This is a genomic window from Corynebacterium sp. MSK008, assembly GCF_030232585.1.
Lineage (GTDB): Bacteria > Actinomycetota > Actinomycetes > Mycobacteriales > Mycobacteriaceae > Corynebacterium.
Genome location: NZ_JASPJX010000010.1, coordinates 20,380 through 44,121, shown reverse-complemented (window position 1 = coordinate 44,121; position 23,742 = coordinate 20,380). Strand labels below are relative to the sequence as shown.

Genomic DNA, 23,742 nt, shown 5'->3' with positions numbered 1-23,742 from the left:
CTAGGACACGGACGATGATATGCAAAAAGCGCCGTCGGCCCGACTGGACCGGCGGCGCCTACGCCTTGCGGTTACGCGGTGGCGGTTGCCTCTTCGGCGGTGCCTTCCTCGACAACGCCTGCTGCCTCAGCCTGCTCGAGGACCTCGGAAGCGACGCCCTGGCCGTCGGCCGGGACGATGTTGACGATGCGGCGCTTGCGCTTGATGCCGAACTGGACGGAGCCTGCGGTCAGTGCGAACAGCGTGTCGTCGCCGCCGCGGCCGACGTTGTCGCCCGGGTGGAACTTGGTGCCGCGCTGACGGACGAGGATCTCGCCGGCCTTGACCTGCTGGCCACCGAAGCGCTTCACACCGAGGCGCTTGGACTCAGAGTCACGACCGTTCGAGGAGCTGGATGCACCCTTCTTGGTTGCCATTGTTCAATTTCTCCTAGTGGTTACTTAATGCCGGTGATCTTGACGGTGGTCTGCTGCTGGCGGTGGCCCTGGCGGACCTTGTAGCCGGTCTTGTTCTTGTACTTCAGAATGTCGACCTTCTTGCCCTTGCCGTGCTCGACGATCTCTGCGGTCACGTTGACCTTGGACAGTGCGTCGGCGCCGGAGGTGACGTCTGCGCCATCTACGAGAAGGATCGGGGTGAGTTCGACCTTGTCGCCTGCTTCACCCTCAAGCTTCTCGACCTTGACGAGGTCGCCCTCGGCAACCTTGTACTGCTTGCCGCCGGTCTTGACGATCGCGTACATAGAGGGTTACCCCTTATCTCTACTCGCCCGCCCCCTGCATGCTCGGGGGCGGAAATGGAACAGTTTGAGCGCTTCGGGGCCTATCGTGGCCTGCCGTGCCCGCATGCGTAGGCAACGAGGCGGCACGCCCCGAAACAGCGACTCGGCAAGACTACACCGGCACCACGCGCTTTACCAAACCGCGTTAGCTGCTGCGGCGGGTGGCGCGCCTGCGTCCGCGCCGCGGGGAAGCCTTTGCTTCTCGACGTCGCTCCGCCTGCCTCTCTTCCTTCTTCGGCCTTTCCTTCTGGGCCGCGCGGGCGTTGGCTGCTGCGGCGGACGTGGCGTTGGACTTGCGCACGGCGCGGCGGCGGCCCCGGCGACCCGCCGCCGGCTTCGCCTTCGCTGCCGGCTTCTTCTTCTCGGCTGGCTCAGCCTTGTCGGCTGGCTCAGCCTTCTCGACGTCCTGGTAGTCCTCGCGACGCGGGCGGACGTCGGAGCGGGAGTTGCCGCGGGTGCGGCGCTTGCGGCGCGGCGACTTGTCGAACTCCTCCACCGCTTCCTCGAAGCTCTGCTCCGGGGCGTCCTTGTCGCCTTCCGGGCTCTTATCCTTTTCCGGGCGCTCCTCCTGCTTGTCCTGGGCGTCTGTCTGAGGCCCGCGCCCGCGGTTGCCTCCGCGGCGGCCCCGGCGGCGCGAGGAACGGCGGCGCCCTTCGGAAGCGTCGTTGTCGCTGTTGTCGTCGCCGGCTGCGTCCTCGCTGTCGCCGCCATCGCTGTCGTCGCTGAAGATCGAGTTGAGCAGGTTGTCCATCTCGTCTTCGTTGAGGTGCTTGCGCTTGGAGCGGCGCGAACCGCGGGGCGGCTGCTCGCCGCGCTCCGAATCACGCTCGGTGTCGTGCTCCGCCGCGGCGGGTTTGTTGCGGCCGCGGGAGGAGCGGTGCTCGTCGTCACGCGAACGGCGCTTGGAGCGCTCGTCGCGGCCGCGCTCGGAATAGGGGTCGTGCTCGACGGGGTCGTCGGTGACGATGATGCCGCGGCCGCCGCAGCACTCGCACTCGGTGGAGAAGGTCTCCAGCAGGCCGTTGCCTAGGCGCTTGCGGGTCATCTGCACCAGGCCCAGGGAGGTGACCTCGGAGACCTGGTGACGGGTGCGGTCGCGGCCGAGCGCCTCGTTGAGGCGTCGCAGCACGAGCTCCTGGTTTTCGGGGAGGATCATGTCGATGAAGTCGACGATGATCATGCCGCCGATGTCGCGCAGGCGGATCTGACGCACGATCTCCTCGGCGGCCTCCAGGTTGTTGGAGGTCACCGTCTCTTCCAGCGAGCCGCCAGAGCCGGTGAACTTGCCGGTGTTGACGTCGATGACGGTCATGGCCTCGGTGCGGTCGATGACCAGGGTGCCGCCGGACGGCAGCCACACGGTGCGCGACAGCGCCTTCTGCAGCTGCTCATCAATGCGGTGGACCTCGAAGGCGTCCTTGCCGTCGTGTGCGGAGCGGTCGAACTTCTCCAGCCGGTCCAAAAGGTCCGGGGCGACGGACTGCACGTAGGCGTGGACGGTGTTCCACGGTTTGCGGCCGTCCACGATGAGCGAGGTGAAGTCCTCGTTGAACAGGTCGCGCACGACCTTGACCAGGATGTTCGGCTCCTCGTAGAGGGTGACCGGCTTCGCGCCCTTCGACGCCTTTTCTTTCTCCGCCTGGTTTTGGATGGCGGTCCACTGGTTGTGCAGGCGGTTCACGTCGGCCGCGATGGCCTCTTCCGGCACGTTTTCGGCGGCGGTGCGGATGATCGCCCCGCCCTTGCCGGGCACGACGTTGTTCAGGATTTCCTTCAGACGCTTGCGCTCCGGTGCAGGCAGCTTGCGGGAGATGCCTGCGCTGCGGCCGCCCGGCACGTAGACCAGGTAGCGTCCGGCCAGCGAGATCTGGGTGGTCAGGCGCGCGCCCTTGTGGCCGACCGGGTCCTTGGTCACCTGCACCAGCACCTGGTCGCCGGATTTCAGCGCCTGCTCGATGCGGCGCGAACGCCCGCCCAAACCGGCGGCCTTCCAGTCCACCTCGGAGGCGTAGAGCACGCCGTTGCGGCCCTGCCCGATGTCGATGAACGCGGCCTCCATGCTGGACAGCACGTTCTGCACGCGACCCAGATAAATGTTGCCGATCATGGAGGATTGACTTTCGGCGGTGACGAAGTGCTCCACCAGCAGACCGTCTTCGAGCACGCCGACCTGGGTGATCTTGCCGTGGCCGTCGTGGCGGTCGCGCTCGCGCACCACCATGTGGCGCTCCACGGATTCGCGGCGCGCCAAGAACTCCGCCTGGCTGACAATGCGGGAGCGTTTGCGCTGCTCTTCGCGCTTCTCCGTGCGGCGGCGGCGCTGCGCCTCCAGGCGGGAGGAACCCTTGATCGCCTTCGGCTCTTCGATCACTTCGGGCTCTTGCTTATCCGCGTCCTCCGGCGAAGCCTCGTCGATAGGCTTGGACTCCTTCTCCTCGCTCGGGGCGGCCTGGCGGGTCGCGCGGCGGCGCTTGCGCTCCGGGGCCTTGAAGACGGGGGCGCGGTTGTTGGTTTCCTCCGGCACGGGGGTGACCTCCGGCTCCACGTCAGTGAGCGGGCCCTCGCGCAGGTCCGCCTCGACCTTCTCCTCGATCTGGTGGATTTCGTTTTCCACGTCCTTGCGCACGCGCTGGCGGATCTTCTCGTCCGCGGCGTCTGCGCTTTCGTCGGTGTCTGCGCTTTCGGCGGCTTCGGCGGAGTTCGCGAGGGCGTCGAGAAGCTGCTCGCTCTCAGCGCGCGTCAGCGTGGACTGCGCGACCTTGACCACGCCAAGCTCCGATAGCGCAACCACGAGCTCCTTCGACGGCACGCCGAGGGCCTTCGCCAGGGTGAACACGCGGGTTTTCTCCGCGAGCTGAGAACGGTCGAACTCGGCGTAAATATTCTTGTGACCAGCCAATGTGCGTCACTCTCCAATTTTGCTCAGCCGCAACCCGCTGGGGTGGGCCGGGCGCTGGCAAGTCGGTGCCGAAGCGGCCGCGCGGCGAACCCCACGGTGCGGTACACGTGAAAGTTTCCTAGCACCGCGATCGCGGCGCCTGCGCTGCCCATTGTGGCACAGCGGGGCAGTGATTACTTCTCGGCCAGTCGCAGAAGATCCGCCACCGCGGCTACGGGGGCGTTCTCGTGGCTTTCGGTCAGGGCGGTGCCCACAACGATCTGCAGCACCCGCGAGGCGTTGAAATCCACACCGGCGAGCTGCAGCAGTTCAGCGATGAGCCCCTTCACCTGTTCCAGGGCGCGGCGGACGTAGTCGCCAACCTCATCGGATTCACGATGGGCCTCCACGAACGCGGTGACCACCGCACTAGCGCGTTCCGGCTGACCGCAGGCCACCACGTCGACGACCGCTTCGGCCAGCTGCACCGGGTCCGAAAGCTCGACCCCTCCGTCCTTCGCGCGCTTGAATGCGTCGAGGCGGCCCTGCACGAGCTTCCCGAAGCAGGTGGCCACGAGCTTGTTGCGCGTGGAGTAGTAGTAGCCGATGGACCCCACCGGCACCGCTGCCGCCGCCGCGACCTGCCGGTGCGTCAGCCCCTTCAACCCCTCTGTGAGCAGCAGTTCGATCGCCGCATCCAGGATCGCAGAGCGCTTCTCCACCGCCCGTGCCTGTTCGCTGCGAGATGCCACCGCCGTCTACCTTTCTCACTACGACTAATTACATGCGACTCTATTTATACAACAGTTGGCTGGGCGCGTCCGAAATTCCCCCGCCCTAAGCGTGAAAAAACACCGCAGCCGGGTGGCTGCGGTGTGGAAAAACAAAGCATTTAAAGGTTCGGGAACCAAATGCCGATCTCGCGCTCGGCGGACTCCGGCGAGTCGGAACCGTGCACGACGTTCTCCGCCACGGACAACGCGAAGTCGCCGCGGATGGTGCCCGGGGTGGCCTTGGAAACCGGGTCGGTCCCGCCGGCCAGCTGGCGCCACGCCTCGATGGCGCGCTCGCCCTCGACGATGCCGGCAACCAGCGGCGCGGAGGTGATGAAGTCCACCAGCTCGCCGAAGAACGGCTTGTCCTTGTGCTCGGCGTAGTGCTTCTCAGCGGTCTCGCGGTCTGCGGTGCGCAGGTCCAGCTCAACCAGCTTCAGGCCCTTGCGCTCGATGCGGGCAATGATGTCGCCGACGTGGCCGTTTTCGACACCGTCGGGCTTGATCAGGATCAGAGTGCGTTCAGTCATAGCCCAAAATCTTACCCCAAAGTCGTATTTAAGCCTCGCGCACGATGCGCGCTGCGTCTTCCGGTGTGGTGTTGCGGAACCACAGCTGCACCTGCTGCACCGCCAGTTGGAAGTTGCCCTCAGCTTTCATGCGTTGGACGGTGGCGCGTTGTTCGTCGTCAAGCTCGGGCGCGACAACCTCACGGCGCGTGTATTGCTCGTAGAACCCGAGCACCAAAAACAGCCCGGCGGCGACGATCGACGCTGTGCCAACCCACCCGGGCAGGGTGGTGTAGACGGCCACCACCGCGACGATGGAGAACACGGCGGCCAGGGCAAAACTCACGATGCGCATGGGCAATACCGTAGCCTTGTTCACCATGGTGCACAGCTCTCCCCTGCCGGATGTCGCGCTGCCTCACGTTCCGCTCGACCGCCTCATCCCGCGCGCTGATATGCCCGCAATCACCGAGTACGACACCGGCCGCACCGTCACCTACGCCGAGCTGGGCGCGCTCGCGGACGCCGCCGCCACCCGCCTGCGCAACCGCGGCGTGGGCCCGGGCAGCGTTGTTGAGCTGCGGCTGCCCAACTCCATCGACTTCGCGGTCGCTCTGCTGGCCGTCGCGCGCACGGGTGCGGCGGCGTGTCTGATCGGGCATTCGCTTATCGACGTCGAAGCGTCCCGCCTCACCGCCCTCGCCGGTGTCACCCACCGTGTCGAGCCGGACGAGCTCGCCCCCGGCCCCGCTGACGCCTTCGCGCCAGCCGACCCGGATGCGGTTGCGGCCATCCCGTTTTCCTCCGGCACGACCGGCCTGCCCAAGGGGGTGGAGCTGACGCACCGCTCGATTACCGCCAACGCCGTGCAGTTCAACGCGGCGCTGGCCGCCAGCAGCATCGGCGAGGGCACCCGCGTGGCCGCTCTCCTGCCGTTTTCCCACATCTACGGGCTGAACACGCTGCTGTTGTCCTCGCTGGCCGCGGGCCGGCACGTGTTCACCGCCGCGCGCTTCGACCTCGGCGAGTTCGCGCGCGCCCACCGCGAGCACGACATCGAGCTGAGTTTCATCGCCCCGCCGATCGCGCTGGCGTTGGCGAACTCACCCGTGATCGACCCGGCCGATTTCGCCGCATGCGCCCACATGGTCTGCGGCGCCGCCCCCTTGGACGAGGCGCTGGCCCGGCGCGTGGAAGACCGCCTGGGCATAGTCATGCTGCAAGGCTACGGCACCACCGAGTCCTCGCCGGTGACCCACGTCGGCGTCGCCGGCAAGTCCAACCCGGGCACCATCGGGTTCGCCATCCCCAACACGGACTTCCGCGTGGTGGATATGGACACCGGCGCGGAACTTCCCGACGGTGAGGACGGGGAGCTGCACGTCCGCGGCCCCCAAGTCATGCGCGGTTACCTTCACAACCCGGAGGCCACTCGCAACGCCATCGTGGACGGCTGGCTGCGCACCGGCGACATCGCGCGGGTGAACCCGGACGCCACAGTCACGGTCGTGGACCGCGCCAAAGACGTGTTCAAGTACCACGGGTTCCAGATCGCCCCCGCCGAACTCGAGGCGCTCATGCTCACGCACCCGCAGATCGATGATGTGGCTGTGGCCGAGCGCGGCGGGGTGCCGGAGGCTTTCGTCGTAAAGCGAGGGCTTTTGAGCGAAGCCGAGGTGATGGAGTGGGTGGCGGCGCGCGTGACCGCCTATAAAAAGGTGCGCGCCGTGGCGTTCGTGGACGCGATCCCCCGCAACGCCGCCGGCAAGATTTTGCGCAAGGACCTCTAAGTGCCCCTCTAAGTACCCAAGTGTTGGGTGGTGAGGTAGCCGCCGCGCATGCGCTGGACAATCTCGGAGCGCATGCGGATGACGAAGTACCACACGATGCCGAAGATGATGCCCACGGCCGTCACCGACCAGTGGATGAAGAAGCCGAAGATCAGCGGGATCTGCAGCGCCAGGTCGATCCAGAGTGCGGCCGGCTTCTTCTGGAAGAACGCCATGACCACATGCGCCAGGCCGATGACGGTGATGTAGACCCAGTTGAAGGTGGTCCAGTGCTCGCCGCCGTCGACTTTGAGGATGACGGTGAGGATGAGCAGGACGGTGATGGCCTCCATGATCAGCGTGCCGGCAAGCACGCCGGTCAGCCCCGACATCGGGTCCTTGACCGGCGCTTTGCCGGGGCCGAGCGGCCCCATCTGCTGGTTTTTGGGTGTCATTGCGGGTCCTTTCCAAACATGGCGCGGGCCTCGCCGGCGGTAACCACCGAGCCGGTGATGATCACACCGGAGCCGGACTGCACGCCCACCTCGGCGAGCGCTTCTTCCGCCAGTTCGACGGCGAGTGCGTAGGCGGATGGCAGGTGCTCCTCGACGTGCACGCGTTCGTCGCCGAAGACCTCGCGGGCGGTATCCGCCAGCTCGTAGGCGTCCGTGGCGCGCGGCGAGGTGTTCTGCGTGATCACCACCTCGGTGAGCACCGGCTCAAGCGCCTCCATGATGCCCCGGGCGTCCTTGTCGCCCAAAATGCCGAGCACGCCGATCAGGCGGGTGAAGTCGAAGTCGCGCTCCAGCGCCGCCGCGAGCGCCTGCGCGCCGTGGGGGTTGTGCGTGGCGTCAACGAACGTCGTCGGGGTGGCGCGCACGCGCTCCAACCTGCCCGGTGAGGTGGTGGCGGCAAAACCTTCGCGCACGGTGTCCGCGTCGAGCGTGCGCTCCGACGACGCGCCGAGGAACGCCTCCACCGCCGCCAGCACCACCGAGGCGTTGTGGGCCTGGTGCGGCCCGGACAGCGGAATGAACACGTCCGCGTACTCGCCGGATAGGCCCTTGAGCGTGAGCGTCTGCCCGCCAACGGCCACCTCGGAGGCGGCCACGCCGAATTCCTGGCCGAAGCGAGCCACGGGCGCGCCGATTTCCACGGTGCGCTCCAGGATCACGCGCATCGCGTCCGGGTCCTGCTGGCCGATCACGGCTACGGCGTCCGCGCTGCGGATAATCCCGGCTTTCTCGCCCGCGATCTCCCCGATCGTGTCGCCCAGGTAGTCGGTGTGGTCCAGGCCGACGGGCATGATTACGTCCACGTCCGCGTCGACGACATTGGTGGCGTCCCAGCGCCCGCCCATGCCGACTTCGACCACGGCGACGTCGACAGGCGCATCCGCAAAGGCCGCGAACGCGAGGCCCACCATGACCTCGAAGTAGCTCATGGGCACGCCGGTGCGCTCGTCCACCATCTGGATGTACGGCTCGATCTCGCGGTAGATGCGCACGAAGTCCGCTGGGTGGATCGGCTCGCCGTCGATGCCGATGCGCTCGGTGACGGATTGCAGGTGCGGGCTGGTGGTGCGGCCCACGCGGTTGCCGAACGAGCGCAAAAGCGACTCCACCATCCGCACCGTGGATGTCTTGCCGTTGGTGCCGGCGACGTGGATGACCTTGAAGGACTTCTGCGGCTCGCCCAAGAAATCCATGAGCAGCTCGATGCGCTCTAAGCTCGGGTCGATGTCGGTCTCCGGCCAGCGGGCGGTGAGCTCGGCTTCCACCTGCGCGAGCGCGACCAGATCTTCCTCGCTCACGCCGCGCGGGGCGAGCGCTTCGGTCTCGTTGCTCTCCCCCGGCGCGCCGAGGTTGAGCGTCAGGCCGGTGTCGGTCTGCTGGATGTCGTACTGCTCGGGAAGTTCGGGCAGCTCGAAATCGTTGTCTGCCACTTAGGCCTCCGGCAGCTGTTCCAGGCGTGCGGTGACGCGCTCGAACTCTTCCTGCGCGACCTGCTGGCGCACCTTGATCTTTTCCACCACAGCCTCCGGCGCGTTGGCCAGGAACTGCTCGTTGGCAAGCTTCGCGCCTGTGGTGTCCAGCTCCTTCTGCGCCGCGGCGAGCTCCTTTTCCAGGCGCTTGCGCTCCGCGGCGACGTCGACGGTGCCGGAGGTGTCCAGCGCGACGTCGAGGTTGGCTTGGCTCAGGCGCATTTCGATGCTTGCCGACGCGCTAAAGTCCTCCCCGGGCTCCTCCACCCTGGCAATCTGGCGGACCACGTCTTCGAGCTCCGCCAGGTCCGCGGACGCGAAGTCCACGCGGGCCGGCACCTTCTGCGAAGGCTTGACGCCCTGGTCGGAGCGGAAGCGGCGCAGCTCGGTGATGAGCTTGATGGCGTCCTCGACGCGGGTGCGGGCCTTCGTGTCGGTCTCGGCGCCGCCGTTGGTGTCGTCCGCGGTCGGCCACGGCGCAGTGGTGACGGTTGCCTCGCCGGTGAGCGCCTTCCACAGCACCTCGGTGACAAACGGCATGGTCGGGTGCAAAAGGCGCAGCACGACATCGAGAACGCGGCCGAGCACGACCTTCGTGTTTTCGCCCTGCTCGCTCTCGCCGTCCCGCGGGATCTGGGTCTTGGCGATCTCCAGGTACCAGTCGCACAGCTCGTCCCACGCGAAGTGGTAGAGCGCCTCGTTGGCCTTGGCAAACTGGTAGTCGTCCAGGTAGGCGTCCACCTTGGCGCGGACTTCCTCAGCGCGGTCCAGGATCCAGCGGTCCGCGTCCGTGAGCGCCTCGCGAGCCGGCAGCTCGCCGACGTGCGCGCCGTTCATCAGGGCGAACTTGGTGGCGTTGAACAGCTTGGTGGCGAAGTTGCGGGCGGCGGTGGCATGGTCGTCGCCAATCGGCAGGTCCACGCCCGGGTTCGCGCCGCGGGCCAGGGCGAAGCGCAGCGCGTCCGCGCCGTATTGCTCCACCCAGTCCATCGGGTCGATGCCGTTGCCCAGTGACTTGGACATCTTGCGGCCCTTTTCGTCGCGCACCAGGCCGTGCAGGTACAGGTTGTGGAACGGAATCTGCGGGCGGCCATCTACCCCCTCGCCGAACACCTCCGGGGTTTCCTGGCCGGCGAAGGTGCCGAACATCATCATGCGCGCCACCCAGAAGAACAGGATGTCGTAGGCCGTGACCAGCACCGTGGTGGGGTAGAACTTCTCCAGCTCCGGGGTCTTTTCCGGCCAGCCCATGGTGGAAAACGGCCACAGGGCGGACGAAAACCAGGTGTCCAGCACGTCCGGGTCCTGCTCGTAGCCTGCCGGCGGTTGTTCGTCCGGGCCGACGCAGACCACGTCGCGCTCGCCGTTTTCGTCCTCCGGGCCGTACCAGATCGGGATGCGGTGGCCCCACCACAGCTGGCGCGAGATCGTCCAGTCGTGCATGTTGTCCACCCAGTCGAAGTAGCGCTTCTCCATGCTCTCCGGGTGGATCTTCGTGTCGCCTTCGCGCACCGCGTCGCCGGACATCTTTGCCAGCTCGTCGACCTTGACAAACCACTGCAGGGACAAACGCGGCTCGATCGGCTCGCCGGAGCGCTCCGAGTGGCCCACGGAGTGCACGTACGGGCGCACCTCCTTGACAATGCGGCCCTGCTCCGCCAGCGCCTCGCGCACGGCCACGCGGGCGTCCTCGCGCGTCATGCCGTCGAAGCGGGTGCCGGTATCGGCGATGCGGCCCTTCTCGTCCATGATGATCGGCATGTCCAGGTTGTGGCGCAGGCCCATCTCGTAGTCGTTCGGGTCGTGCGCCGGGGTGATCTTCACGGCACCGGTGCCCAGTTCCATGTCAACGTAGTCGTCGGCGATGACCTCAATCTGCAGGTCATCGCGCAGCGGGTGTGGGAAGACCTGGCCGATCAGGTCCGCGTAGCGCTCGTCATGGGGGTGGACGGCGATAGCGACGTCGCCAAGCATTGTCTCCACACGGGTGGTCGCGACGACCAGGTGCGGCTCGTCGTCGTTCAGCGAGCCGTAGCGGATGGAGACGAACTCGCCCTCGATGTCCTTGTACACCACCTCGATGTCGGAGACGGCCGTTTCCAGCACCGGCGACCAGTTGACCAGGCGGTAGTCGCGGTAGACCAGGCCGCGATCGTAGAGCTGTTTGAAGATGGTCTGCACGGCGCGCGATAGGCCGTCGTCAAGCGTGAAGCGCTCGCGCGACCAGTCCACCGAGTCGCCGATGGCGCGCATCTGCGTGGTGATGGTGCCGCCGTACTGCTCCTTCCACTCCCAGACGCGCTCGATGAACTCCTCGCGCCCGTAGTCGTAGCGGTCCTTGCCCTCTTCCGCCTTGAGCTTGGCTTCCACCTTGGTTTGGGTGGCGATGCCGGCGTGGTCCATGCCCGGCAGCCACAGCACCTCGTAGCCCTGCATGCGCTTGCGGCGCACCAGGGAATCCATCAGCGTGTGGTCGAGGGCGTGGCCCATGTGCAGCTGGCCGGTCACGTTCGGCGGCGGCAGCACGATCGAGTACGCGGGCTTGTCCGAGGCCGGGTCCGCCGTGAAGTAACCGGCGTCTACCCAACCTTCGTACAGGTCGCGTTCGTGGGCGCTGGGTTCCCACGACTTGGGCAGTTGGTTCGCAAGATCGTTCTGAGTCACGCGCCCTATCTTAACCAGCGCCCTAAAACAGCTTGTCGGCGATGGCGGCTTCCTCCCGCAGGGCCTCGATGTTGGCGTCGATGCGGGTCCTTTGGTCGTCGGAAAGCTCGAGCCCCTCAACGACCCGCCAGCTGCCGTCGCTTACGGCCGGGAAGCCGAAGACCAGGCCTTCGTCCACACCGTATTCGCCTGTCGACGGCAACGCCACCGTCGCCCACCGCTCACCGGTGCCATGCACCCAATCGCGCATGTGGTCCACGGACGCCGACGCCGCCGACGCCGCCGAGGACTTGCCGCGCACGTCGATGATCTCCGCGCCGCGCTTGGCCACGCGCGGGATGAACTCGCCGGTGTACCACTCGCGGTCCACCTCAACCCGGTTGCCGCCCGCAGTGGCGTAGGTGACGTCCGGGAACTGCGTGTCCGAGTGGTTGCCCCACACCACGAGGCGCTCAATGCTTCTCGACGGCACGGACAACCGGTCCGCCAACATCGATTGCGCCCGGTTGTGGTCCAGGCGCATCAGGGCGTTAAAACGGTCCTTCGGCACGTCGGGCGCCGCCTTGGAGGCGATGTAGGCGTTGGTGTTGGCTGGGTTGCCCACCACCAGCACGCGGATGTTGTCCGCCGCTCCCGCGTTGATGGCCTGCCCTTGGCCGATGAAGATTTTCCCGTTGGCGGCGAGCATGTCCGCGCGCGACTCACCCTTGCCGCGCGGTTTCGCGCCCACCAGGAAGGCGGCCTCGGCGCCGTCGAAAGCCTTGGTGGCGTCGTCGGTGACTACGATGGAGTTCACCAGCGGCAGGGCGGAATCCGAAAGCTCCATCGCGGTGCCCTCGGCGGCGCGCACCGCGTCCGGGATTTCTAACAGGGTCAGATCCACCGGCTCGTCGCCGAACACGTCACCTGCGGCGATACGCCACAGCAGGGAGTACGCAATGTTGCCGGCAGCGCCGGTGACCACGATCTTTGCCATGTGTTGTGCTCCTTCGCTCGAATTGTCTGTGCCTTGCCTCACAGTAACTTACCCCCGGGCGGGGCGGAAATTCACCGCTATGCGCCCGGGAGCGGACATCTGGTGCACGATTGAGGGGTATTTCGAGCGAAAGGGGACGGACGTGACCGACGGTGCCGACGCGACCTCCGGCGCGCCATCCCCCGACGCCGTGGTCCGCGTCGCCCTGACCGCGTTCGCCCGCAAGGGCTACTCCGGCGCAAAAGTGGAGACGCTGGCCAAGAAAACCGGCATGACCAAGCGCATGATCCACTACCACTTCGGCGACAAGCGGGGCCTCTACACCGCCGCGCTGCGCCTCGCGCTGGAGCAGCTGGCCCCGCCGGAGAACATCCTCAACCGCTCGCACGCCGTGCCCGTGGAAGGCATGCGCCGCTTCGTGGACGCGCTCTACCACGCATTTTTGCACAACCCGGACGCCGTGCGCCTGATTCTGCGCGAAAACTTGGACCCGGCGATTGAGGCCGAGGACGCCTCGGCGCTCACCGGGGTGCGCGACGTGACCCTCCACGCCGAGCGCCTCTTGCTCGCCGGCCAGGATGCCGGCGCATTCCGCCCCGGCATCACCGCAGTGGACCTGCTCACCCTGATCTCGTCGCTGTGTCTCTACCGCGTGGGCAACGCCGCCACCGCCAAGCACGTCCTCGGCGTGGACGTGGATAGCCGCCGCAACGTCGACGGCATGCGACGCATGGTCATCGACGCCGTGCTGGCGTTTCTAACCTCCAACATCTCCTATTCCGGCTACGAGTCCTACCTCGAGGCCGCCCCCGCCCCCGCCGAGGATGCGGACCCGGACGAGCTGTTCGACATCTACGGCGACCAGGGCCGCATCGTCTGACAGCCCCGTCGCTAAGCAGACTGCTTTTCTTCGGCCTCGATGTACTTCGGCTCCCCCGTACCGAGTGCCACAGCCTCGTCGACGACAACCTCGGCGACGTTCTCACGGTCCGGCAGCTCGTACATGATCGGCACGAGCAGCTCTTCCATGATCGCGCGCAGGCCGCGCGCACCGGTCTTGCGTTCCGCCGCCTTATCGGCGATCACGCCGAGCGCCCCGTCGGTGACAGTCAGCTCCGCGCCGTCCATGGCGAACAGGCGCTGATACTGCTTGACCAGCGAGTTCTTCGGCTCCGTGAGGACGCGCTTCATCGAATCGCGGTCCAGATCGTTCACATGCGCGAGGATGGGCAGACGGCCGATGAACTCCGGGATCAGGCCGAACTTGACCAAATCGCCCGGCTGCACCTGCGCGAGCAGATCCGCCTCGTCGCGCTGCTCCTTCGAATCGATCTCCGCGCCGAAACCGATGCCCTTCTTGCCCACGCGCTCAGCGACCACCTTGTCCAGCCCGGCGAACGCGCCCGCGACGATGAACAGGATGTTCGTGGTGTCCACCTGGATGAACTCCTGGTTCGGGTGCTTGCGCCCGCCCTGCGGCGGCACGGACGCGGTGGTGCCCTCCAGGATCTTCAACAGCGCCTGCTGCACGCCCTCGCCGGAAACGTCGCGGGTAATCGACGGGTTCTCGGACTTACGCGAGATCTTGTCCACCTCGTCGACGTAGATGATGCCGTGCTGGGCGCGGTTGACGTCGAAATCCGCCGCCTGCAACAGCTTCAGCAGAATGTTCTCCACGTCCTCGCCGACGTAGCCGGCCTCGGTGAGGCTGGTGGCGTCCGCGATGGCGAACGGCACGTTCAGCATGCGCGCCAGCGTCTGCGCCAGGTAGGTCTTGCCGGAGCCGGTGGGGCCGAGCAGCAAAATGTTGGACTTGGCAATCTCCACGTCCTCGTCGCGCTTGCGGCTGGACACGTTCGAGCTTTCGGCCTTGACGCGCTTGTAGTGGTTGTACACCGCCACAGCCAGTGTCTTCTTTGCGGTGTCCTGGCCGATGACGTACTCGTCCAAAAACGCCGTGATCTCGCTCGGGCGCGGCAGGCGGTCCGGGTCGTCGGCGTCCTTCGTGTTCTGCGCGCCGGCGAGCTCTTCCTCGATGATCTCGTTGCACAGCTCGATACACTCGTCGCAGATGTAGACGCCGCCGCCGGCGATGAGCTTGCGCACCTGCTGCTGACTCTTCCCGCAGAAAGAGCACTTGAGCAGGTTCGCGCTGTCGTGCGTAGTTGCCATATGCGCCTATCTACTCCCGTCTTCGGTCAATCCCCACCGAGTCTAATCGTTGCGTCAAACCGTACCTGCCGCGCCGACACAACTTTCGCGCGCGTGCGAAAATGGGGCCCATGACGTTTCTTCACACGCAAGAATTCGGCACCCCCGACGGCGAGGCGGTGGTGCTGCTCAGCTCCATCGCCACCACCTCCGAGGCGTGGTCTGAGGTGATCCCCGCGCTTTCCGGCTACCGCGTGATCACCGTCGACCACCGCGGCCACGGCGGCTCCAGCGTGCCGGCGGAGCGCCCCGCGGAGGTGGGCACCCTCGGCCGCGACGTCCTCGCCGCACTCGACGAGCTCGGCGTGGAGCGCTTCAGCGTCGTCGGTGTCTCCCTCGGCGGCGCGATCGCGCAGTGGCTCGCCGCGCACAGCGGCCGCGTGGACAAGGCCGTCTTCGCCGCCACCGCCACCTACCTCGGCGGCGAGGAGGCGTGGGAGCAAAAGATCAGCACCGCGCTTCACGACGGCACCTCCGGCCTCACCCCCACCCTGATGGAAAACTGGTTCACAGAGCAGTTTCGTGAGCAGCACCCGGATGCGGTGCAGCGCGTGGCCGACATGATCGACTCCGTCGACGACGAAGGCTACGCCCACAACGGCACCGCGCTTGCCACCTGGGATTTCGCCGACGAGCTGGGGAAGATCACCTGCCCGGTGCTCACCATCGCGGGTGCGTCCGACCCGACCTGCCCGCCCGAGAAGCTGGCCGAGATCGCCGCAAGTGTCGCCGGCCCGTCCCAGTCCGTGGTGGTGGACCCGGCCGCCCACCAAGTGGCCATTGAGAACCCGCAAGAATTCAACACCGCACTAACGCGGTTCCTTGGAAACTAATCCGCTAGCCTGTACACGTTAAATACTCGCGCCCACCGGTGCCCCCTCAGACGCGCACCCCGAAAGGAACCGATCCGTGAATCGCAGCCGCACATTTTCTGCCTTCGCCGCAGCCGCCCTCGCCGCGTCGCTGCTGGCCGGTTGCTCGGACTCCGGCGCGGACGTAGAGCCCCTGGCGGAGCCCATGCTGGATTTCCCGCAAACCAGCACCACCCCGACCCCGACGCCGACGACCACCGAGGCCGACGACGAGGATGAGACATCCACCTCGTCTACCACCACGACGAAGTCGTCGGAGAGCTCGTCGTCCTCCAAGTCGTCGACGTCCACGCGCACCTCCACCAAATCCAGCTCGAGGCGTTCCGGGTCCCGCAGCTCCAACAACTCCAACAATGCTGCGCGCGAGCCGGAGCCGGTGCGCGAAACCATCGTCGACGACCGCCCAGGCGCCACCTGCGCCTGGCCCACCCAGGGCGCCTCCTCCGGCAACCAGGAGTACAGCACCTTCTGCGACCGCGAATGGGCCCGCACCGTCACCTCCGACGGGCAGGACTACTACTGGGCCGCCAAGGGCCAGGGTTGGGTCTCCGTCGACCCCGTCACCACCGACGAGGGCGACATCTGCTGGGCGCGCGAGGACTTCGAAACCGCGCCGGAGGCCATCCGCAACGCCGTGGCATTCTGCGACTCGGCGTCCGAAGAGGCGGCGGAGTAGCCGGAGGTTCGTCGCAAAGCAAAACGCGCCCGGAAGTGAACCGGGCGCGTTTCTTGTGTGTGCTTAACCGTTGAGCTTGCGGTAATCAAAGACCTGGTCGATGATCCCGTACTCCACAGCCTCGGAGGCGGTGAGGATCTTGTCGCGGTCGGTGTCGATGCGGACCTGCTCCGACGTGCGGCCCGTGTGGTGCGCGAGCGTGTCCTCCATGAGGCGGCGCATACGCTCGATCTCCGCGGCCTGAATCTCAAGGTCAGAAACCTGGCCCTGGGTGCCCTGGGTCGCCGGCTGGTGGATCAGCACGCGCGAGTTCGGCAGCGCCGCGCGCTTGCCCGGCGCACCGGCGGCGAGGATCACCGCTGCTGCCGACGCGGCCTGGCCCAGGCAAACCGTCTGCACATCCGGGCGGACGTACTGCATCGTGTCGTAGATAGCCATCAGCGCGGTAAACGAACCGCCCGGGGAGTTGATGTACATCGTGATATCGCGATCCGGATCCTGGGACTCCAGCACCAGAAGCTGCGCCATGATGTCGTTCGCGGACGTGTCGTCCACCTGGGTGCCCAGGAAGACGATGCGCTCCTCGAACAGCTTGCCGTACGGGTCGATCTGCTTCGTGCCGAAGCTGGTTTCCTCCAGGAACTGCGGCAGCACGTAGCGGGAGTTGGGCATCTGGAAAGTCATAGTGGGTGTCTCCTTAATTCCTCGTGTGCCTTAGTTCTCGCCGATGGAGTGCTCGCCGGCCTGGGCTGCGTTCTCAATGACGTGGTCCACGATGCCGTACTCCTTCGCCTGCTGGGCGTTGAACCAGCGGTCGCGGTCCGAATCCTTCGTAATCTGCTCGAAAGTCTGGCCCGTGTGCTCCGCGATAAGCTGCGCCATCTCGCGCTTCGTCTCCGCGAACTGCTCCGCCTGGATGGCGATGTCGGCCGCGGTGCCGCCGACACCCGCCGACGGCTGGTGCATCATAATGCGCGCGTGCGGCAGCGCGTAACGCTTACCCTTCGTGCCGCCCGAGAGCAGGAACTGGCCCATCGACGCCGCCAAGCCCATACCGTAGGTGGCGATGTCGCACGGGGAGTACTTCATAGTGTCGTAAATCGCCATACCGGCGGTGACAGAGCCGCCCGGCGAGTTGATGTAGAGGTTAATATCGCGCGTCGGATCCTCCGCCGACAGCAGCAGAATCTGGGCACACAGCTTATTGGCGATCTCATCGTCCACCTGCTGGCCCAGGAAAATAATGCGCTCCCGGAGGAGACGTTCATAAACGGAATCTCCCAGGTTCATGCCTTGGGTCGGGGAAGTCATAACAGACGCTCCTTTGCTAGTTCATCCGGTAACGCCACTACCCTACTCGCGTGTTTCTGTATCTCCGAGCCTGTTCGCTACCGGCGTACGGGTCTGGTTTTGGGGTGGGTTCCTGACAAATCGCGGCAGCCGCTTGAGGCGACCTGGGGCGATGGGGGCATCCTGACGGATTCCGCCGCGAAGTGTCGGGGCCGGGTTTCCGCGGGGAGATTTGTTCACTGCGCCGTGAATCAACCGGGTTCCGGGCTTTTGCCACCTGGGGAAAGTGAACAAACCATCCGACTAAAACGGAATTCGTTCACCGGCACGGTCCGTGGGAGTGAACAAATCTGGCGAAGGGCCCCAGAAAACGCAAAAGCGGCCGGGGCATTAACACGCCCCGGCCGCTTTTGAGTGGAGTTTTAGTTCTCCTCGGACTCTTCAGACTCGTCCTCTTCGATCTCGCCGAAGTACTCGTTCGGGTCGACCTTGTTGCCGGCCTCGTCCTCGACCTGGGTGCGGGAGATGGCAATGGCCAAGGCCTTGCCGCGGCGCACGTCGGAGAACAGGTTGGCAATCTGGCCGGACTGCTGCAGCTGGGCGACGAACTGGTTCGGGTCCATGCCGTAGGACTGCGCGGTGAACAGAATGTGGTCGGTCAGCTCCTGCTGGGAGACCTCCGGCTGCTCCTGGTCGGCGACGGCGTCGAGGAACAGCTGGGTGCGCACGGACTCTTCGGCCTGCTCGCGGGACTGCTTGTCAAACTCCTCGCGAGTAGTGCCCTGCGCCTCGAGCAGCTGGGCGAACGCGTTCTCGTCGTGCGCCATCTGGCCCAGCAGCTGGTGCAGCTGGTTGTGCACCTGCTCATCCACCACGGACTCCGGCAGAGCGAACGTGGACTCTGCCAGGGCAGCCTTGAGCACCTCGTCGCGGATGTCCGCTGCCTGCTTGGCCTTGGCGTTCTCCTCGACCTGCTCGCGGGTGGAGTTACGCAGCTCCTCGACGGTGTCGAACTCGGACGCCATCTGAGCGAAGTCGTCGTCAAGCTCCGGAAGCTTGCGCTCCTTGGTCTGCTGCACGGTGACCTTCACGGTCGCCTTCTCGCCCTTGTGCTCGCCGTACTGGATCTCGGACTCGAACTCGTTGTCCTCGCCGGTCTTCAGGCCGCGCAGGGCGGTGTCCAGGCCCTTCATCAGGTCGTCGGCGCCGACGCGGTAGGTCAGGCCCTCGGCGGAAGCCTCGTCGAGCTTCTCGCCGTCGACGGTTGCCTCGAGGTCGATGATTGCAAAATCGTCGGTCTTCAGCTTGCGCTTGGTGTCCTTGAGCTCACCAAAGCGCTCGCGGAGGGTATCCAGCTCGGCGTCGACCGCTTCGTCGTCAAGCTTGAGCTCCGGGACCTTCACTGAAATCTTGGAGAAGTCCGGCACCTCGATCTCCGGGCGGACGTCGACCTCGGCGGTGAACTCGACGACGTCGTTGTCCTCGATCTTGGTGACCTCGATCTCCGGCTGGCCCAGCGGGTTGATCTCGTTTTCTGCCAGGGCCTGCTCGTAGCGGGTCGGCAGCATGTCGTTGACAACCTGCTCCAGGATCGGGCCGCGGCCGAAGCGAGCGTCGATGAGCTGGCGCGGAGCCTTGCCACGACGGAAGCCCGGGATGTTGACCTGCTGGGCGATGGCCTTGTAGGCCTGGTCGATTTCCTTGCCCAGCTCGTCGAACGGCACGCTGACGTTGAGCTTCACGCGGGTGTCGCTGAGCTTGTCGACGGAAGTCTTCACGGATTTCTCCTGTACTAGATCGAAACAACGTTTGTCAGATGTTTATATGTGGCGGGCCCGCGAAACACGGGCCCGCCTCGGTCGGGGCGACAGGATTTGAACCTGCGACCCCCTGCTCCCAAAGCAGGTGCGCTACCAAGCTGCGCCACGCCCCGTTGCGGCAAAACCGCACGGTATGAACCACATCCGTTGAACGTGTGTAGTTCAGGACAGTCATTGTAGCGGGGCCGAAAAAACTGTCCGCATTGAGGGCACAAAAACACCGGCCCCGCAACCGGAACCGGTGACTTGTGTGGAGGGAATGACGGGAATCGAACCCGCGTCTTCAGCTTGGAAGGCTGAGGTATTAGCCACTATACGACATTCCCAGGCGCCAAAAACTGCTGCGCTGTGCGGAACTTTAGCGCAGGCGTATGCGTTGAACCAAACACGAACAATATTTAGGAGGAGCCATGTTGACCCTGTTGCTCATTTTCTTGATGGTTGGCGCGTTGGTGATGTTGCCGAACATGAGCGGGCAGCGGCAGATGCCGCAATCTCGCCGCCAGGTGGCGAGGCAGCAGCAGCTGTCTTTCGACGACGCGTACGCCGACGCCAAGCGCTGGACCGACCGCTTGGGCTCGCAGGTGCTGAACCTCTCCGGCAACGACACCGCGTCGCAGCAGGCGATGGCGGACGCCTCCGAGCGCTTCAACGCGGCATCCGCAGGGCTTAGCGACGCACGTTCCGTCAAGCAGGCGATGCTGGCCCGCGAATCCGCGCTGGAGGGCCTGCACTACGTCAACGCGGCCCGCGAGATCATGGGGCTGCCCGCCGGCCCGCAGCTGCCGGAGCTGGAGGGCCAGCGCCAGGCAGGGCGCGTGACCGAGCAGCGCACCGTCACCCAGGAGGACGGTACGCAGGTCATGGCGTCGCCGCACGCGACCGCGCAGACGCCGCATTACTACCCCGGCGGCGCCGTTGCGGGCCGCCCGGTCCCGGCCGGCTGGTACTCCACCGCGTGGTGGGGCCCGGCGATGATGACCGGCGTGTGGGCGGCGAGCTCCATGATGTTCTATTCCGCGATGTTCGCGGGGATGTCCGGTGCGGCGTCTGCGGAGGCGTTTGAGGCCGGCGGGCTCGGCGAAGGCATGGACGGCGCCGGCGAGATGGGCGACATGGGTGACATGGGCGATGCCGGTGGCGACTTCGGGGACTTCGGCGGGTTCGGCGACGGCGGCGGCTTCGACTTCGGGGGATTCGACTTTTAGCCGTGCGTTACACTGCACAGCGATCGCGAACCCCAGAAAGCTCAAGAGCAAGGAGTGGCCGTGCGCATTGCTGTGCTGCTGAAAGAAGTGCCGGACACGTACAGTGACCGCGAAATGAACCTGGAGACGGGTTTGACGGACCGCTCCGGCGACGTCGTCGCCGACGAGGTCAGCGAGCGCGCCGTCGAAGCCGCGCTGCGCATCGCCGAAGCGGGCGAAAACGTCGAGGTCGAGATCTTAAGCGTCGGCCCGGAGTCCTCCGCCGACTCGGTGCGCCGCGGCATCGCCATGGGCGCGAGTGAGGCCTACATCGTCTCGGACGACGCGCTCACCGGCGCGGATGCGACGTTGACTGGTGAGGTGTTGGCGAAGCTCGTCGAGAAGCAGGGCTACGACCTCGTCATCGCGGGCGCCGAATCGTCCGACGGCGGCACCGGCGTCATCGCCCCCTTCATGGCCGAGCTGTTGGACTGGCCGGTGCTGACCAACCTCACCGAGCTCACGCTCGAGGGCGAGACCGTGCGCGCCACCCAGGCCTCCGACGCCGCCACCGCCCAGCTCGAAGCGCAGCTGCCGGCCGTGGTGTCCGTCGCCGACGAGTTCGCGGACCCGCGCTACCCCAACTTCAAGGGGCTCATGGCCGCGAAGAAGAAGGAGCTGCGCACCATCACCCTCGCCGAGCTCGGCGTCGACCCGGAGGATTTCACCCACCCGCGCGCAATCATGGTGGGCATCGAGCGCCGCCCGGAGCGTGAGCGCGGCGAGATCATCGACGCGAGCTCCACCGCCGCAGCCCGCCTGGTGGACTTCCTCGAATCCAAGAACCTCATTTAAGGAGCAGCCATGACCCAGATTCTTGTTGTCCCGGACCGCTCCTTCGACGGTTCAGTCAGCCCCGTTGCGGCCGAGCTCATCGGCGCCGCGTCTGCCGTCGGCACCCCGGTGGTGCTGGCGTCGGACCGCGCGCACGTCGATGAGCTTGGTGCGCTCGGCGCCGGCGTGGTGCTTGTGTCTGATGCCCCGCTTATCGACGCAGCTGCCGCCGCCTTCGACGAACTCTTCCCAGCCGCCGTCCTGTTCGCCCACACCGTGCGCGGACGCGAAGCCGCCGGCCGGTTCGCCGCACGCACAGGCAAGGCGCTGCTCACCGACGCGGTGTCTGTGAGCCGCGACGACCAGGGCATTGTCACCGAGCACCAGAACTTCGGCGGCGTCTACACCTCTTCTGCCGCGGCGACGCACTCCGCGCCGGTGATCACCCTGCGCAAGGGTGCCGTGGAAACGCGTGCCGAGGCGGCCGCGCCTGAGGTGCGGGAGTTGGAGGTGGCTCCGACGGGACGTCGAGAGGCAGAAGTGCTCTCCGTGACCCCCGTGGAGCGCACCTCCGACCGCCCCGACCTGCTCACCGCCGACAAAGTCGTCGCGGGCGGCGTGTCGTTGGGCGACGAGGACATGTTCGAAGAGCTCGTCGGCGGACTTGCCGACGCGCTGGGCGCGGCCGTCGGCGCCACCCGCTCCGCCGTCGACGAAGGCCAGGTGCCGTACGAGGCGCAGATCGGCCAGACCGGCGTGATGGTCAGCCCGAAGCTCTACATCGGCGTCGGTATCTCCGGCGCGGTGCAGCACCTGGTGGGCATGCAGACCGCCGATACCGTCGTGGCGATCAACTCCGACGAGGACGCCCCGATCTTCGACATCGCCGACTTCGGCATCATCGGCGACCTGTTCGACCTGGTGCCGGACATCATCTCTGAGATCAACGCGCGGATCGAGGCGCGCAAGTAATGCAGGTAGAACTCCGCCAAGGGCTGCCGCGTGTGCCGGGCGGCGAACCGTGGCCGCCCGCGGGCACCGTCGACGTGAAAGGCGCGCCGGTTGAGGACGCCGCGGTGGACGCTGGCGCTGCTGATAGCGCCGCGGCGCCCGTTGCTGGCGCGGCCGAGACCGCCGAGGTTTCGCTGCGCCGCGGCCTGCCGCGCGTCGAGGGCGGCGAGCCGTGGCCGCCCGCCGGAACGGTCCGCGTTGCGGCGCCTGCTGCCGCTGCCGCCGTGCCCACTGCCGTCGCAGAAACCACCGACCCAGCAGAGCCGGAGCACACGGTCGAGGTGCCGCTGCGCCAAGGCTTGCCCCGCGTCGAGGGCGGCGAGCCGTGGCCGCCGGCCGGGACGGTGCGCGTCGCCGCGCCGGCGCCGGTTGCTGAGACCGAGCCCGAGACCGAGCCAGAGACCGCGGCGCCCGCGGCGACAGTGGTCGACGACGCCGTGGCCAAGACGGCGCCCGAGCCGGCGCCACAACCGGCTCAGGCGAAGTCTGCTGTTGAGGGGAAACCGGAGGGCGTCGCAAAGCAATGGCTCCCATGGGCGATCGGCGCGCTCCTGCTGCTCGCCGCGGCCGTATTCGGCGCGCGCTGGTACGTGGGCACCGAGGCCGGCGCCGACTTCATCGCCCGCTACAACGGCATCCAGCCGCTGCCGGACAACGCCCCTGTTGGCCTACCGGGGTGGCTGAACTGGGCGCACTTCTTCAACATGTTCCTGATGGCGCTGATTATCAAAACAGGCATCGACGTGCGCCGCGAGAAACGCCCCGCCGCCTACTGGCAACCGAAAAAGGGCGGCAAGAAGATCTCGGTGACGCTCTGGCTGCACCAGCTTCTCGACGTCGCGTGGGTCGCCCTCGGCGCCATCTTCTTCGTGCTGCTGTTTACCACCGGCCAATGGATGCGCATCGTGCCCACCAGCTGGGACGCCATCCCGCACGCGGTGTCGGCGGGCCTGCAGTACCTCTCGCTGGACTGGCCGACGGAAAACCCCTGGCTGCACTACAACGCGCTGCAGGAGTTGTCGTACTTCATCACCGTGTTCATCGCCTCCCCGCTGGCCATCGCGTCCGGTTTCCGCATGAGCAGCATGTGGCCGGCATCGTGGAAGGCCGTGCCGATGTCATGGGCGCGCGCGGTGCACTTCCCCACCATGATTTACTTCGTGGCGTTTGTGGTCGTGCACGTGTTCCTCGTGCTCACCACCGGCGTGCGCGGCAACATGAACGCGATGTTCGCCGCGCGCGAGGACGCCACCAGCTGGATCGGTGTGGTGATGTTCCTGGTCGCGGCGGGTGTGACGGCGTTGGGCTGGTTCTTCGCGCGCGCCTCGGTGGTCGCGCCGGTGGCGGGCAAGACCGGCAAGGTGTCCAAGCGTTAAAAACTTCGCAGCGTATGACGCGGTGGTGCTGGTGCGCCACCGCGTTTTGCGTTGCTGTGGATAAACGGTGTTGCGGCGTCAACAACCGGCGGTGCTTATCCACAGATTCTCATTTGGGTCTTGTTTGGGGT

At 66.4% G+C, this 23,742-nt stretch carries 22 protein-coding genes and 2 tRNA genes; 8 read left to right on the top strand and 16 right to left on the bottom strand.

Annotated features, from left to right (window positions below; translation table 11 throughout):
- Positions 1-71: 71 nt before the first annotated feature.
- From rpmA to QP996_RS08970, 6 genes are all read right to left on the bottom strand, one after another.
- Entirely contained in the window at positions 72-416 is a 345-nt protein-coding gene (rpmA, locus tag QP996_RS08995) for a 50S ribosomal protein L27 (RefSeq protein WP_284872307.1), read from the bottom strand.
- A 20-nt stretch (positions 417-436) separates the two neighbouring features.
- Positions 437-742: a 50S ribosomal protein L21 gene (gene rplU / locus QP996_RS08990; RefSeq protein ID WP_181888932.1), complete on the bottom strand. Its 306-nt coding sequence runs from the start codon at positions 740-742 to the stop codon at positions 437-439.
- Positions 743-926: 184 nt separating this feature from the next.
- A complete protein-coding gene (locus QP996_RS08985) occupies positions 927-3,680 on the bottom strand; it encodes a translation initiation factor IF-2 N-terminal domain-containing protein (RefSeq protein WP_284872306.1) in 2,754 nt (917 codons plus the stop codon).
- A gap of 173 nt (positions 3,681-3,853) precedes the next feature.
- Positions 3,854-4,411, bottom strand: coding sequence for a TetR/AcrR family transcriptional regulator (locus tag QP996_RS08980; RefSeq protein WP_284872305.1), 558 nt, complete (start codon positions 4,409-4,411; stop codon positions 3,854-3,856).
- 140 nt (positions 4,412-4,551) lie between these two features.
- A complete protein-coding gene (gene ndk / locus QP996_RS08975; RefSeq protein ID WP_284872304.1) occupies positions 4,552-4,962 on the bottom strand; it encodes a nucleoside-diphosphate kinase in 411 nt (136 codons plus the stop codon).
- 28 nt (positions 4,963-4,990) lie between these two features.
- Positions 4,991-5,296: a hypothetical protein gene (locus QP996_RS08970; protein ID WP_284872303.1), complete on the bottom strand. Its 306-nt coding sequence runs from the start codon at positions 5,294-5,296 to the stop codon at positions 4,991-4,993.
- 25 nt (positions 5,297-5,321) lie between these two features.
- Between QP996_RS08970 and QP996_RS08965 the strand changes: the two genes are divergently transcribed.
- Entirely contained in the window at positions 5,322-6,731 is a 1,410-nt protein-coding gene (locus QP996_RS08965; protein ID WP_284872302.1) for an AMP-binding protein, read from the top strand.
- Between the two features lie 8 nt (positions 6,732-6,739).
- Here QP996_RS08965 and QP996_RS08960 read toward each other — a convergent pair whose 3' ends face one another.
- The 4 genes from QP996_RS08960 to QP996_RS08945 are packed head-to-tail and all read right to left on the bottom strand — an operon-like array spanning position 6,740 to position 12,334.
- Positions 6,740-7,165, bottom strand: a complete 426-nt coding sequence (locus QP996_RS08960) for a DUF4233 domain-containing protein (protein WP_070473713.1) — start codon at positions 7,163-7,165, stop codon at positions 6,740-6,742.
- Complete coding sequence (gene folC, locus QP996_RS08955; protein ID WP_284872301.1) at positions 7,162-8,655, bottom strand: bifunctional tetrahydrofolate synthase/dihydrofolate synthase; 1,494 nt, start codon at positions 8,653-8,655, stop codon at positions 7,162-7,164. Before folC ends, QP996_RS08960 begins: the two co-directional genes overlap by 4 nt.
- Positions 8,656-11,358 carry a valine--tRNA ligase gene (locus tag QP996_RS08950; protein ID WP_284872300.1) on the bottom strand — a complete coding sequence of 901 codons (2,703 nt, stop codon included), beginning with the start codon at positions 11,356-11,358 and terminating at the stop codon, positions 8,656-8,658.
- Positions 11,359-11,380: 22 nt separating this feature from the next.
- Complete coding sequence (locus tag QP996_RS08945) at positions 11,381-12,334, bottom strand: malate dehydrogenase (protein ID WP_284872299.1); 954 nt, start codon at positions 12,332-12,334, stop codon at positions 11,381-11,383.
- Positions 12,335-12,413: 79 nt separating this feature from the next.
- Here QP996_RS08945 and QP996_RS08940 point away from each other — a divergent pair, with 79 nt between their 5' ends.
- Positions 12,414-13,214: a TetR/AcrR family transcriptional regulator gene (locus QP996_RS08940; protein ID WP_284872298.1), complete on the top strand. Its 801-nt coding sequence runs from the start codon at positions 12,414-12,416 to the stop codon at positions 13,212-13,214.
- Positions 13,215-13,225: 11 nt separating this feature from the next.
- Here the strand turns inward: QP996_RS08940 and clpX are convergent, their stop codons facing one another.
- Positions 13,226-14,506, bottom strand: a complete 1,281-nt coding sequence (clpX, locus tag QP996_RS08935; RefSeq protein WP_284872297.1) for an ATP-dependent Clp protease ATP-binding subunit ClpX — start codon at positions 14,504-14,506, stop codon at positions 13,226-13,228.
- Between the two features lie 110 nt (positions 14,507-14,616).
- Between clpX and QP996_RS08930 the strand changes: the two genes are divergently transcribed.
- Both QP996_RS08930 and QP996_RS08925 read left to right on the top strand, forming a co-directional pair.
- Positions 14,617-15,378, top strand: coding sequence for an alpha/beta fold hydrolase (locus tag QP996_RS08930; RefSeq protein WP_284872296.1), 762 nt, complete (start codon positions 14,617-14,619; stop codon positions 15,376-15,378).
- 76 nt (positions 15,379-15,454) lie between these two features.
- Positions 15,455-16,093 carry a hypothetical protein gene (locus QP996_RS08925; protein WP_284872295.1) on the top strand — a complete coding sequence of 213 codons (639 nt, stop codon included), beginning with the start codon at positions 15,455-15,457 and terminating at the stop codon, positions 16,091-16,093.
- 63 nt (positions 16,094-16,156) lie between these two features.
- On the opposite strand, the gene QP996_RS08920 is transcribed toward QP996_RS08925, so the two are convergent.
- The 5 genes from QP996_RS08920 to QP996_RS08900 form a co-directional block, all read right to left on the bottom strand.
- A complete protein-coding gene (locus QP996_RS08920) occupies positions 16,157-16,777 on the bottom strand; it encodes an ATP-dependent Clp protease proteolytic subunit (protein WP_181888943.1) in 621 nt (206 codons plus the stop codon).
- Positions 16,778-16,807: 30 nt separating this feature from the next.
- The gene (locus QP996_RS08915) at positions 16,808-17,404 is read right to left on the bottom strand and encodes an ATP-dependent Clp protease proteolytic subunit (RefSeq protein ID WP_070473726.1); all 597 of its coding nucleotides are present in this window, start codon (positions 17,402-17,404) and stop codon (positions 16,808-16,810) included.
- 401 nt (positions 17,405-17,805) lie between these two features.
- Positions 17,806-19,161 carry a trigger factor gene (tig, locus tag QP996_RS08910; RefSeq protein ID WP_284872294.1) on the bottom strand — a complete coding sequence of 452 codons (1,356 nt, stop codon included), beginning with the start codon at positions 19,159-19,161 and terminating at the stop codon, positions 17,806-17,808.
- A gap of 81 nt (positions 19,162-19,242) precedes the next feature.
- A tRNA-Pro gene (locus tag QP996_RS08905) sits at positions 19,243-19,316 on the bottom strand.
- A 138-nt stretch (positions 19,317-19,454) separates the two neighbouring features.
- A tRNA-Gly gene (locus QP996_RS08900) sits at positions 19,455-19,529 on the bottom strand.
- An 84-nt stretch (positions 19,530-19,613) separates the two neighbouring features.
- On the opposite strand from QP996_RS08900, the gene QP996_RS08895 reads away from it, so the two are divergent.
- Genes QP996_RS08895 through QP996_RS08880 form a run of 4 tightly spaced genes read left to right on the top strand, consistent with a single transcriptional unit; the run spans position 19,614 to position 23,611 of the window.
- Positions 19,614-20,411: a DUF1542 domain-containing protein gene (locus QP996_RS08895; protein WP_284872293.1), complete on the top strand. Its 798-nt coding sequence runs from the start codon at positions 19,614-19,616 to the stop codon at positions 20,409-20,411.
- Positions 20,412-20,471: 60 nt separating this feature from the next.
- Entirely contained in the window at positions 20,472-21,245 is a 774-nt protein-coding gene (locus QP996_RS08890; RefSeq protein WP_284872292.1) for an electron transfer flavoprotein subunit beta/FixA family protein, read from the top strand.
- A gap of 9 nt (positions 21,246-21,254) precedes the next feature.
- The gene (locus QP996_RS08885; protein ID WP_284872291.1) at positions 21,255-22,196 is read left to right on the top strand and encodes an electron transfer flavoprotein subunit alpha/FixB family protein; all 942 of its coding nucleotides are present in this window, start codon (positions 21,255-21,257) and stop codon (positions 22,194-22,196) included.
- Positions 22,196-23,611, top strand: coding sequence for a cytochrome b/b6 domain-containing protein (locus QP996_RS08880; RefSeq protein WP_284872290.1), 1,416 nt, complete (start codon positions 22,196-22,198; stop codon positions 23,609-23,611). Before QP996_RS08885 ends, QP996_RS08880 begins: the two co-directional genes overlap by 1 nt.
- The last annotated feature ends 131 nt before the right edge of the window (positions 23,612-23,742 follow it).

Bases quoted from the DNA above. Each gene is read 5' to 3' on its own strand.
- rpmA (WP_284872307.1), bottom strand. From the start codon at position 416: ATGGCAACCAAGAAGGGTGCATCCAGCTCCTCGAACGGTCGTGACTCT.
- rplU (WP_181888932.1), bottom strand. From the start codon at position 742: ATGTACGCGATCGTCAAGACCGGCGGCAAGCAGTACAAGGTTGCCGAG.
- ndk (WP_284872304.1), bottom strand. From the start codon at position 4,962: ATGACTGAACGCACTCTGATCCTGATCAAGCCCGACGGTGTCGAAAAC.
- QP996_RS08970 (WP_284872303.1), bottom strand. From the start codon at position 5,296: ATGCGCATCGTGAGTTTTGCCCTGGCCGCCGTGTTCTCCATCGTCGCG.
- QP996_RS08965 (WP_284872302.1), top strand. From the start codon at position 5,322: ATGGTGCACAGCTCTCCCCTGCCGGATGTCGCGCTGCCTCACGTTCCG.
- QP996_RS08960 (WP_070473713.1), bottom strand. From the start codon at position 7,165: ATGACACCCAAAAACCAGCAGATGGGGCCGCTCGGCCCCGGCAAAGCG.
- QP996_RS08945 (WP_284872299.1), bottom strand. From the start codon at position 12,334: ATGGCAAAGATCGTGGTCACCGGCGCTGCCGGCAACATTGCGTACTCC.
- QP996_RS08940 (WP_284872298.1), top strand. From the start codon at position 12,414: ATGCGCCCGGGAGCGGACATCTGGTGCACGATTGAGGGGTATTTCGAG.
- clpX (WP_284872297.1), bottom strand. From the start codon at position 14,506: ATGGCAACTACGCACGACAGCGCGAACCTGCTCAAGTGCTCTTTCTGC.
- QP996_RS08930 (WP_284872296.1), top strand. From the start codon at position 14,617: ATGACGTTTCTTCACACGCAAGAATTCGGCACCCCCGACGGCGAGGCG.
- QP996_RS08920 (WP_181888943.1), bottom strand. From the start codon at position 16,777: ATGACTTTCCAGATGCCCAACTCCCGCTACGTGCTGCCGCAGTTCCTG.
- QP996_RS08915 (WP_070473726.1), bottom strand. From the start codon at position 17,404: ATGACTTCCCCGACCCAAGGCATGAACCTGGGAGATTCCGTTTATGAA.
- QP996_RS08895 (WP_284872293.1), top strand. From the start codon at position 19,614: ATGTTGACCCTGTTGCTCATTTTCTTGATGGTTGGCGCGTTGGTGATG.
- QP996_RS08885 (WP_284872291.1), top strand. From the start codon at position 21,255: ATGACCCAGATTCTTGTTGTCCCGGACCGCTCCTTCGACGGTTCAGTC.
- QP996_RS08880 (WP_284872290.1), top strand. From the start codon at position 22,196: ATGCAGGTAGAACTCCGCCAAGGGCTGCCGCGTGTGCCGGGCGGCGAA.